This window comes from Paracoccus wurundjeri (genome assembly GCF_030678915.1).
Taxonomy (GTDB): domain Bacteria; phylum Pseudomonadota; class Alphaproteobacteria; order Rhodobacterales; family Rhodobacteraceae; genus Paracoccus; species Paracoccus onubensis_A.
The window spans coordinates 446,577-458,022 of sequence record NZ_JAUUTZ010000001.1; the positions used below are offsets into that span (position 1 = coordinate 446,577).

Annotated in this window: 10 protein-coding genes; 5 read left to right on the top strand and 5 right to left on the bottom strand. The window is 59.7% G+C overall.

The window, feature by feature from the left end:
- Window positions 1-6 precede the first annotated feature (6 nt).
- The 5 genes from nuoN (at window position 7) to trmB (ending at window position 5,536) form a co-directional block, all read left to right on the top strand.
- Window positions 7-1,515: an NADH-quinone oxidoreductase subunit NuoN gene (gene nuoN / locus Q0601_RS02350; protein ID WP_305286689.1), complete on the top strand. Its 1,509-nt coding sequence runs from the start codon at window positions 7-9 to the stop codon at window positions 1,513-1,515.
- 7 nt (window positions 1,516-1,522) lie between these two features.
- Entirely contained in the window at window positions 1,523-2,281 is a 759-nt protein-coding gene (locus tag Q0601_RS02355; protein ID WP_305286749.1) for a biotin--[acetyl-CoA-carboxylase] ligase, read from the top strand.
- A gap of 4 nt (window positions 2,282-2,285) precedes the next feature.
- A complete protein-coding gene (locus Q0601_RS02360) occupies window positions 2,286-3,065 on the top strand; it encodes a type III pantothenate kinase (protein WP_305286691.1) in 780 nt (259 codons plus the stop codon).
- Window positions 3,058-4,734, top strand: a complete 1,677-nt coding sequence (locus tag Q0601_RS02365) for a ribonuclease J (protein ID WP_305286693.1) — start codon at window positions 3,058-3,060, stop codon at window positions 4,732-4,734. Before Q0601_RS02360 ends, Q0601_RS02365 begins: the two co-directional genes overlap by 8 nt.
- Before the next feature lie 85 nt (window positions 4,735-4,819).
- Window positions 4,820-5,536 (top strand): tRNA (guanine(46)-N(7))-methyltransferase TrmB, encoded by a 717-nt coding sequence (trmB, locus tag Q0601_RS02370; RefSeq protein WP_305286695.1) that lies wholly within the window; start codon window positions 4,820-4,822, stop codon window positions 5,534-5,536.
- A 51-nt stretch (window positions 5,537-5,587) separates the two neighbouring features.
- Here trmB and guaA read toward each other — a convergent pair whose 3' ends face one another.
- The 5 genes from guaA to Q0601_RS02395 form a co-directional block, all read right to left on the bottom strand.
- Window positions 5,588-7,147 carry a glutamine-hydrolyzing GMP synthase gene (gene guaA, locus Q0601_RS02375; protein ID WP_305286697.1) on the bottom strand — a complete coding sequence of 520 codons (1,560 nt, stop codon included), beginning with the start codon at window positions 7,145-7,147 and terminating at the stop codon, window positions 5,588-5,590.
- Window positions 7,148-7,257: 110 nt separating this feature from the next.
- Entirely contained in the window at window positions 7,258-8,601 is a 1,344-nt protein-coding gene (locus Q0601_RS02380; RefSeq protein ID WP_305286699.1) for a branched-chain amino acid ABC transporter permease, read from the bottom strand.
- 15 nt (window positions 8,602-8,616) lie between these two features.
- Window positions 8,617-9,624, bottom strand: coding sequence for a branched-chain amino acid ABC transporter permease (locus tag Q0601_RS02385; RefSeq protein WP_305286701.1), 1,008 nt, complete (start codon window positions 9,622-9,624; stop codon window positions 8,617-8,619).
- A 3-nt stretch (window positions 9,625-9,627) separates the two neighbouring features.
- Entirely contained in the window at window positions 9,628-10,332 is a 705-nt protein-coding gene (locus Q0601_RS02390) for an ABC transporter ATP-binding protein (RefSeq protein WP_305286703.1), read from the bottom strand.
- Between the two features lie 136 nt (window positions 10,333-10,468).
- Window positions 10,469-11,254, bottom strand: coding sequence for an ABC transporter ATP-binding protein (locus Q0601_RS02395; protein WP_305286705.1), 786 nt, complete (start codon window positions 11,252-11,254; stop codon window positions 10,469-10,471).
- Window positions 11,255-11,446: the final 192 nt, after the last annotated feature.

Here is an 11,446-nt window from a genome sequence, read left to right on the forward strand (position 1 = left end):
AGCAAGATGACCGCGCTCGATTTCTCGACCATTCTGCCCGAGCTGCTGCTGGCCATCTATGCGCTGGTGGCGCTGTTGGCCGGGGCGTATTTCGGTAAGGATGCCATTGCAAAACCGATCATGTGGGCGACCGTCGCGGCGCTGCTGCTGGCCGGGTTATATATCGGCCTTGGCAACCAGCCCGCGCAGCAGACCGCCTTTTATGGCATGTTCATCGACGATCCCTTTGCGCGCTTCGCGAAGGTGACGATCCTTGTCTCTGCCGCCGCAGTTCTTGCAATGAGCGCGGATTACATGATGCGGCGTGGCCTGATGCGGTTCGAATATCCCGTGCTGATTGCCCTGGCGGCAATCGGCATGATGATGATGGTTTCTGCCGGAGATCTGCTGTCGCTTTATCTGGGATTGGAACTCCAATCCCTGTCGCTATACGTCGTGGCGGCGATGCGTCGGGAAAGCGCCAAATCCTCGGAGGCAGGGCTGAAATATTTCGTGCTTGGCGCGCTTAGTTCCGGTCTGCTGCTGTTCGGTGCGTCGCTGGTTTATGGCTTTGCTGGAACCACGAATTTCGAAGCGATTGCGGGAACCGTGACCGGCGACAGTCTGTCGATCGGGATTCTTTTCGGTCTGGTCTTCCTGCTGGTCGGTCTTGCCTTCAAGGTCTCGGCGGTACCGTTCCATATGTGGACGCCGGATGTCTATGAAGGTGCGCCCACGCCGGTTGCGGCCTTCTTCGCCACCGCGCCCAAAGTTGCGGCCATGGCGCTTCTGGCGCGGTTGTTGTTCGGCGCATTCGGGAACGTGACCGGCGACTGGGGGCAGATCGTCGCGGCGCTTGCGGTCATGTCGATGTTCCTTGGCTCGATTGCCGGGATCGGGCAGCGTAATATCAAGCGCCTGATGGCCTATTCCTCGATTGCGCATATGGGGTTCGCTCTGGTCGGACTTGCCTCCGGCACCGCCGACGGGGTGCAGGCGATGCTGCTTTACATGGCGATCTATGCGGTGATGAATGTCGGTACCTTTGCCTTCATCCTCTCGATGGAACGTGACGGCGAACCGGTGACCGATCTGGACAGCCTGAACCGCTTTGCCCTGTCCGAGCCGACAAAGGGAATGGCTGTGCTGTTCCTGATGTTCAGCCTTGCCGGCGTTCCGCCTTTTCTGGGCTTTTTCGCCAAGCTTGGCGTGCTTTCGGCGGCTGTCGACTCGGGAATGGCTTGGCTTGCGGTGCTGGGTGTCGTCGCCTCGGTCATTGGCGCGTTCTATTACCTGCGGATCGTCTATTACATGTATTTCGGCGCCGAGGGCGACGCTATCGCAAGCCGTATGGGATTGATGCAATATCTGGCTTTGATCGTGCCCGCGGCCGTTCTGCTGCTTGGCGCGGCCTCGATGATGGGTGCCGACCAGGCCGCCGCCACAGCGGCGCAATCGCTTGTCGCGCCCGAGGCCGCGGCAGCAGGCGCAGATGCCGTGGAAGGCCAGAGCCCCGCCGGGACGGATAGTGAATAATCGGGCGATCGCGGATTGGCCCGACGGCGTGGCCCGGCATGTTCTGGAGCGCGTGGACAGCACGAATGCCGAGGCTTTTCGCCTTGCTCCGCATCTGAGCGGACCCGCCTGGATCATGGCGCGACGACAAGAGGCCGGGCGCGGTCGCCGCGGACGGCCCTGGAACGATCCTCCGGGGAATTTCGCCGCCACACTGGTGCTTCGCCCAACGGGCGGCCCGGGTGAGGCGGCGCGGCTGTCCTTTGTCGCGGCACTTGCCTTGCACGATGCGTTGGTTGCCCTGTGCGGTCCGCAGATTCGGCTTGCCCTGAAATGGCCGAACGATGTGCTGCTGAATGGCGGCAAGCTGTCGGGTATTCTTCTGGAAAGCAGCGGAACCGGTGGCAGCATGACATCGCTCGCCATCGGCATCGGCGTCAACCTTGCGGCTGCACCGGAATCCGAACAGGTCGAGGCCGGGGCGATGCGTCCCGTCAGCCTGCTGGGTGAAACCGGGCTGACGATCACGCCCGAGGAATTGCTGGACGCGCTTGCGCCGGCGTTCAATGACTGGGCGCGGCGCATGGAGAATGAGGGCTTTGCGCCGATCCGTCAGGCATGGCTGGCGCGGGCGGCAAGACTGGGCGAAACCATTCTTGCGCGTGCCGGGAATACCCGGATCGAAGGCCGCTTTGACGGCATAGACGAAACCGGCGCACTGATCCTGACAACGGCGGGTGGCAGGCAAGCAATACCTGCTGCCGAGATATATTTCAGCGAGGGCTGAGGACATGCTTCTGTGTATCGACACGGGCAATACCAATACGGTTTTTTCGATCTGGGACGGCAACAAGTTCCTGACGCATTGGCGCATTGCGACTGATCACCGTCGCACTGCGGATGAATATTATGTCTGGCTGTCCACCTTGATCGCGGTGCGGAAATTCGAACTGGACATCGATGCCTGCATCATCAGTGCCACCGCCCCGCGCGTTCTGTTCAATCTGCGTGTGCTGTGCAATCGCTATTTCGGCATCCGCCCGCTGGTCGTGGGCAAGCCTGAATGCCTTCTGCCGGTTGAGCCGCGCGTGGATCCGGGGCAACGCGTCGGCCCGGACCGGCTGGCGAATACCGTGGGCGCTTTTGACCGGCATGGCGGCTATACGGTGGTGGTCGATTTCGGCACCGCGACTAATTTCGATCTGGTCGATTGCGATGGTGCCTATGCGGGCGGCGTTATCGCCCCCGGTGTGAACCTGTCGCTTGAGGCCCTGCATATGGCTGCGGCTGCGCTGCCGCATGTGGATGTGACCACCCCCGAGCGGGTTATCGGAACGAATACGGTTGCCTGTATCCAGTCGGGCATTTACTGGGGTTATATCGGCCTGATAGAAGGCATCATCAAGCGCATCCGTATCGAACGGAACCACGATTTCAAAGTTGTGGCGACCGGGGGGCTTGCGCCGCTTTTCGATCAGGGATTTGACCTCTTCGACACAATCGAAGACGATCTGACGATGCACGGATTACGACTTATACACGATTACAACAAGGAGATGGGCAATGGCTGAACGCCTGTTTTATCTGCCGCTGGGCGGCGCGGGCGAAATCGGCATGAACGCCTATGTCTATGGGTATGGCGCGCCGGGCAAGGAACGTCTGATCCTTGTCGATCTGGGCGTGACATTCGGGGATATGGATTCCAGCCCAGGGATCGACCTGATCATGCCTGACGTGACCTGGCTTGAGGAAAACCGCGATCGGCTGGAGGCGATCTTTATCACCCACGGTCACGAAGATCATCTTGGCGCAATCGCGCATCTGTGGCCCCGGCTTGGCGTGCCGGTCTATGCGCGCAAGTTCACCGCCACGCTTTGCCGGCTGAAACTGGAAGAGGTGGGTTTGCCCGCCGATACGGTGAAGATCGTGGAACCGCGCCCGCATGTCGTCGAGAAAGGGCCGTTCTCGGTTCAGTTCCTGCCGGTCAGTCACTCGATCCCGGAAAGCGCCGGGCTGATCATCGACACGCCCGCCGGACGGATCCTGCATACCGGCGATCTGAAACTGGATGAAACGCCGGTTGTCGGCGATCCTTTCGAGCCCGCAAAATGGCAGGAGATTGCCAATGAGGGGCAGGGGATCAAGGTTATGGTCTGCGATTCCACCAATGTATTCACGACACATCCCGGCCGGTCCGAAACCGTTCTGGCCGAACCTATCCGTGACTGGGTGATCGCGCAGCAGAACATGGTGGTCGCCACCACCTTCGCCAGTAATATCGCCCGCCTCAGAACGCTTGCCGACGCAGCGATTGCCTCGGGCCGCAAGGTATGCCTGCTGGGGCGCGCCATGCGTCGAATGGTTTCGGTGGGGCTCGAGACCGGCATCCTGACCGATTTTCCCGAAACCATCGGCCCGGATGAGGCGACGGATCTGCCGCGCGACAAGGTCATGCTGATCGTCACCGGCTCTCAGGGTGAACGTCGCGCCGCAAGTGCTCAATTGTCGCGTGGGCGCTATCTTGGCTTGTCGCTGAAAGAAGGTGACAGTTTCCTGTTCAGCTCGAAGACCATTCCCGGGAATGAGCGGTCGGTCGGACGTATCATGAATGCGCTCAGCGAACTGGGTGTGAATGTGTTCGATGACAAGGACGGGCTGTATCATGTCTCGGGCCACGCAAACCGCCCGGATATCGAACGTATCCACGATCTGATGAAACCGCAGATCGTTGTGCCGATGCATGGCGAGCATCTGCATCTGCGTGAACATGTCGAGATCGCGCGTAGCAAGGGCTCAATTGCCGAGATCGTTACCAATGGCACAATGCTTGAGCTTACCGGTGATATGCCCCGGGTGATCGATCATGTCGAAACCGGACGGCTGTATCTTGACGGCAATACCCTGATCGGCGCCATGGACGGGATCGTGCGCGACCGTATCCGCATGGCGTTGAACGGCCATGCTCTGATCAGCGTGATCGTGGATGAAGAGGACAATGTGCTGCCCGACGCATGGGTCGAACTGATGGGTCTTCCCGCCCAGACGCGCGGTGGCGACGATCTGCCCCGGCATGTGGAGACCGAACTGGCCGAGTTTCTGGAAACCGCCAACCGCAAGACTGTCGCGGATGACAAGAAACTTGACGAGGCGATCCGCAAGATTACCCGTCAGGTCTGCATGGAAGAAATCGGCAAGAAGCCCGAGGTGACCGTTATCATCAGCCGCTTGACGGCAGAGTAGCGATAGGGTTTCAGGCGTTCTGCGATGGCCGGGGGCATATGCCGCCCCCGGATTTCTCGCAAGTTATTTGGGCAAAGAAGATGCGATGAGCGAGACTGGAAAATCGGCATTCGATCCGAACCCGCCACGCCGGAATTTCTATGGCCGGAGGCATGGCAAAACCCTGCGGCATAGTCAGAAGGGCTATCTTCAGGAAGATCTGGGCGAATTGCGTCCTCGAGGCATCACATTCGATGAAAACCCCGAGCGCAGACCGATTTCTCTTAGCGCCATTTTCGGAGATAACCGGGATGTCTGGTTAGAGATCGGCTTTGGTGGCGGAGAGCATATGGTGCATATGGCCGCCAGCTATCCGGATGTCGGGATTATCGGCTGCGAGCCATATATCAATGGCGTGGCGATGCTGCTGGGCAAGATCCGGCAGGCCGGGGTCAGTAATCTCTCGGTCCATCCGGGAGATGCGCGTGACCTGATGGATGTGCTGCCCGATGCAAGTATTGCGCGCAGCTTCCTGCTATATCCCGATCCTTGGCCCAAGGCGCGCCATCACCGCCGCCGTTTCGTAACGCCCGAGCATCTTCTGCCTCTGGCTCGTGTCATGCGACCGGGGGCCGAGTTTCGGGTCGCGACCGATATCCCTGATTATGTGCGCCAGACATTGGAAGAAGTGCCTTCGGCCGGATTTGAACTTGTGCAAGAGACGGACAGGCCCTGGGATGACTGGATCAGCACCAGATACGAGCAAAAGGCCCTGCGCGAGGGCAGAACTCCGCATTACGTGACATTCCGGCGGCAGCCTTAGACCGGGCTTCTTCTTTGCTTAAATACCTAAAGAAAAATCATCCGCACGCGATCACTCCCACTCGATCGTGCCCGGTGGCTTCGAGGTAATGTCATAGGTACAGCGGTTGATTCCCTTGACCTCATTGATGATCCGGGTTGCGGTTTCGCCAAGGAATTCATGGCTGAACGGGTAGTAATCGGCAGTCATTCCATCCACCGAGGTCACAGCCCGCAAGGCGCAGGCATAATCATATGTCCGCCCGTCGCCCATCACGCCGACCGTGCGAACCGGAAGGATGGCGACGAAAGCCTGCCAGATCTCGTCATAGAGCCCATGTTTGCGGATCTGATCGATGAAGACCGCATCCGCCTTGCGAAGGATTTCCAGCTTGTCACGGGTGATTTCCCCGGGGCAGCGGATCGCCAGACCGGGACCGGGGAAGGGATGGCGGCCAATGAATTTTTCGGGCAGGCCAAGTTCACGCCCCAATGCGCGAACCTCATCCTTGAACAGCGCACGCAAAGGCTCGACCAGTTTCAGCCCCATCTTTTCGGGCAGACCGCCGACATTATGGTGCGATTTGATGGTGACCGACGGTCCGCCGCTGAACGAGACGCTTTCGATCACATCGGGATAAAGCGTGCCTTGCGCCAGGAATTCGGCGCCCTCGATATCATTCGCATATTTCTGAAACACGTCGATGAACAGCTTGCCGATGGTCTTGCGCTTGACCTCGGGATCGCTGACACCTTCAAGCGCACCAAGGAATAGTTCGCTTTCATCGGCATGAACCAGCGGGATATTGTAGTTGTCGCGGAACATCGAGACGACTTCCTGTGCCTCGTTCAGCCGCAAGAGGCCGTGATCGACGAAGACGCAGGTCAGTTGATCGCCGATTGCCTCATGGATCAGAACGGCCGCAACCGAGGAATCCACCCCGCCCGACAGCCCGCAGATCACCTTGCGGTCGCCGACCTGCTCGCGGATCCGGGCAATCGCTTCGTCGCGATAGCTTGCCATGGTCCAGTCGCCTGTAAAGCCGGCCAGACGCACGAAGTTTTCCAGCATTTTCCGGCCATTGGCGGTGTGATGCACCTCGGGGTGGAACTGGACGGCGTAAAAATGGCGGGCTTCATCCGCAATCATCGCCATGGGCGCATTCGGCGATGTGCCGATGATCTCGAAACCCGGGGCCAGCTGGGTTACCCGATCACCATGACTCATCCAGACTTCTTCCCGGCCCGTTTCGAACAGACCGTTGAAGATGCCGTCGCCTTTATGACCGGCGGCGGGCGAGATGAAGGCGCGGCCATATTCGGCGTGATGACCGGCTTCGACGCGACCGCCAAGCTGTTCCATCATCACCTGCTGGCCGTAGCAGATGCCGAAAACCGGCACGCCCAGCCCGAATACTTCCTGAGGGGCACGGGGGCTCTCGGCCTCGGTCACGCTGGCCGGACCGCCTGACAGAATCACCGCTTTCGGGGCGATCTGTTGCAGGGTCTCGGCAGTGACCGCATTGAAGGGGCGGATTTCGGAATAGATGTTCAACTCGCGCAGGCGGCGGGCAATAAGCTGCGTCACCTGAGAACCGAAATCGATGATGAGAAGGCACTGATGTTGGGTCATGAATGCGCTTTAAGCGGCGGCGGCGAATGGTGCAAGTGGTCAGCCGGGGAAATGCGGCTCGGCCCCGCCGCCTTGCGGTGATTCCCCGGGATATTTCAATGAAGAAGCGCCTATCGTTCGGGTACCAGCCCGCGTGGGGCAAAACGCAGGACCAGCAGCAGCACCAGACCCATGGCGATGAAACGCATATGCGCGGCACCCTCGAGCAGGCCTGATTTGAAACTGCTTGCAGGAAGCGGCGCAGTCAGGAACGCGATCAGTGCCGGTCCCCAGACCTCGGCCTTGATCCAGAGGAACCAGATCAGTACGCCTCCCAAAGCCGCGCCCCAGTTATTCCCCGATCCACCGACGATCACCATGACCCAGATCAGGAAAGTATAGCGCAGCGGATTATAACCGACAGGCGCCATCAAACCGTCAAGCGTGATCATCATCGCGCCAGCGATACCGATTACCGCCGAGCCAAGGATGAACACCTGTAGATGCCGGGCGGTCACATCCTTGCCCATGGCCTCGGCCGCAGTCTCATTGTCACGGATCGCGCGCATCATGCGGCCCCATGGCGATTTCAGAGCAAGTTCGGCAAGCAGGATGAGCAGCAGCAGCACGACCAGAAACAGCAGCATATAGCACAGCTTTACCCAGATTCCCGAGGCGGTCGACGCCGCCATACCCCAGCTATTCGCGAATTCCATGAATTCGGGATTCCGTTGCAGCTGAATTTCAAACGGAACGGGGCGGGGGATTGCCGTGATATTCTTGACGCCGCGGGCCAGCCAGTCTTCGTTCTTCAGGACGGCGATGATGATTTCACCGATACCAAGTGTCGCGATTGCAAGATAATCCGAGCGCAGCCCGAGTGCGACTTTGCCCACGGCCCATGCCGCGGCGGCCGCGAATATGCCACCGGCCAGCCAGGACAGCAGAATTGGCAGCCCCAAACCGCCGATATTGCCGTGACGCGCGGGATTGTTGGATTCAATCGCCGTCACCGCCGGATCGAAAAGCCCGCGATAGAGGACGAATCCCGCGATCAGCAGGGCGGTCAGTGCCAGTCCCCGCAGCTTGCCCCTTGGCATATGCCGCCATAACATTGATGCCAGAGCCAATGTGCCGACGGCCGTGGCAAGGGCAATGAGCATCCGCGGTCCGCCCGCCTGCCATGCGCCCTCGACCGGGGCGGTCGAGATCAGAACCGGGGCAAGGCCGCCAAGCGCGAAAAAACCCACCACGCCGACATTGAACAGGCCCGCATAGCCCCATTGCATGTTGACGCCCAACGCGGTGATCGCCGAAATCAGACCCATATTCAGAATGGCCAGAGAGGTGTTCCAGCTTCCCGAGAACATGCCATTCCTGACCGTGCCCTCAAGAATGAAAAGCACGGCAAGAATGGCGAACAGGATCGGGGCGCGCCAGTGACTGGCTGCGGCTGCCTGACGGTTCGTGGACATGCGCGGAACCTCTCTTTACACCGATTTGCCACGGAACAGCCCGGTTGGGCGGAACAGCAGCACCACTATCAGGATGACGAAACTGACGGCGAATTTATATTCGGTTCCCAGCAGTTGCAGCAGCCCGTCCGGCTGCCAGTCCGGGAACAGGTAGCCCGCGATCTTTCGCCAGGGATAGGTGATCGCAATCTCGGAAAAGGCGACAAGGAAACCTCCGGCGATCGCGCCCACCGGATTGCCAAGCCCGCCCACGATGGCGGCGGCGAAGATCGGCAGCAGGATCTGGAAATAATTGAAAGGCTTGAAGGCCTTGTCGAGACCGTAAAGGGTGCCCGCAATCGTTGCCAGCCCCGCCGCGATGATCCAGGTCATGCGGACAACCTTCTCGGGATCGATACCGGATAGCAGCGCCAGATCCTCGTTATCGGAAAAAGCGCGCATGGCTTTGCCGGATCTGGTGCGATTGAGAAACCAGAACAATATCCAGACCACGATGACCGCCATGAGGATGGACAGGCCCTGCGTGGTCTTGAAGGCCAGCCCTTCGGCCAATCCCGTCATGTCGCGGAAATCGCGGACATTGATGATGAATCGCGCGCCATCCGCGAAGCGGTGCTCATCCACGCCGATCAGCAGACGGGTGAAGCCGTTCATCAGGAACATCACCCCGACCGAGGCCATGACGAAGATGATCGGCACCGCCTTCTGGACACGGTAAAAGCGATAGACCGCCCTGTCCGTGGCCAGAACGATGATCGCCGTGACCGCAATCCCGACGGGCAGCGCAAGCAATGCGGTGGGCAGCGGTCCAAGCGAAATCCCCAATGCCTGCAAGCCCCAGGTTGCCAGAATGGTGATTGCGGTGCCAAATGCCATGGTGTCCCCATGCGCGAAATTCGAGAATCGCAGGATTCCATAAATCAGCGTGACCCCAAGCGCACCCAGGGCAAGCTGCGCCCCGTAAGATGCGGCGGGGATGACGACGAAATTCAGGACTGCGACGACAGCGTTCAGAATATCCATCTTTCAGCCCCCCAGGAATGTGCGGCGGACCTCGGGATCGGCCAGCAGGGCCTGCCCGGTGTCGGTGTAACGGTTTTGGCCCTGGACAAGGACATAGCCGATATCGGCGATCCCAAGCGCCTGACGCGCGTTCTGTTCAACCATCAGGATAGAGATCCCGCTGCGTGCGATCTCGATGATGCGGTCGAACAATTCATCCATGACGATCGGGCTGACACCCGCTGTCGGCTCATCCAGCATCAGCAATTGCGGGCGGGTCATCAGGGCGCGGCCCACCGCGACCTGCTGCCGCTGTCCGCCGGAAAGTTCGCCCGCGGCCTGACGGCGCTTGTCCTTCAGGACCGGGAAAAGATCAAAGACCTGTTCCATCGTCGCGGCGATATCGTCGTTGCGGATGAAGGCGCCCATTTCAAGGTTTTCCTCGACCGACATCGAGGGAAACACGTTATTGACCTGTGGCACGAAGCCCATGCCCTTTTTGACCCGCTCTTGCGGAGACAGGGCGGTGATGTCCTGGCCATCCAGCGTCACGCGGCCTTCGCGCAGCGGCAGCATCCCGAAAACCGCCTTCATCGCTGTGGATTTCCCCGCGCCATTGGGGCCGACGATCACCGCAATCTGGCCCTTTTCGACGTTCAGGGTGCAGCCATGCAGGATATCGGCCTTGCCATAACCGCCGCGCATATCGGTTGCGGAAAGATAATTCATGACGCTATTGCCTTCAGGCTTCGCACGATTTTGCAATGTAGAACTGCAAGGTGTTGATCGAATCCGCGCTCGTACGCGGTCCGCAGCGGAATACGATAACTTCCTTCCTGAAATGCGGTCGGCAGAACAAGCTTTTTCATCCTGCCTCCGCTTTGATCTGATTCTTCAGGCCGGTTCCCAGATAAGCCTCGATTACCGCTTCGTTCTGCATGATTTCATCCGATGCGCCGGTGGCGAGAACCTTGCCTTCCGCCATGACGATGACCGGATCGCATAGCCTGGCGATGAAATCCATATCATGCTCGATCACGCAGAATGTGTAGCCCCGCTCCTTGTTCAGCCGGACGATCGCATCTCCGATTGTGCCAAGAAGCGTCCGGTTGACGCCTGCGCCGACCTCATCGAGAAAGACGACCTTGGCATCGACCATCATCGTCCGGCCAAGTTCCAGCAGTTTTTTCTGCCCGCCGGACAGGTTGCCGGCCCTTTCATGCGCCAGATGCCGGATCGTCAGGAATTCCAGGACTTCATCTGCTTTTTTGCGCAGTTCCAATTCCTCCCGCTCGATCTGGCCGCGCCGGAGCCATGTGTTCCAGATGGTTTCTCCGGTCTGCTGGCCGGGGACCATCATCAGATTTTCGCGCACGGTCATCGACGCGAATTCATGGGCAAGCTGGAAGGTGCGCAGCAATCCGCGATGGAACAATTCATGCGGGGGCAGGCCGGTGATCTCCTGGTCATCCATGAAGACACGCCCCGAAGTCGGAGGAAGGACGCCCGCAACCACATTGAAAAGCGTAGATTTTCCCGCGCCATTCGGGCCGATCAGCCCGGTTATCGAACCTGTCTCGATGGACAGGCTGGCGCCGTCTACAGCGCGAAACCCGCCAAAATGACGGTGCAGGTCTTCGACCCTGATCATATATATTTCCCTGTCGTCTTCACATTGAACGGTGAAGTTTCCGCCATAAGCGGTTGTTGGAATGTTGATCGGCCCGGCGCAGGGGGGGCGCCCGGGCGGGCGCCGGGGATATTTTTTTGGGTTGGCCCCCCCCTGCCATTGGCCGCCCGGGAAGGGAACATACCGGGGTAAACCCCCGGGGTGGCCCCGCGC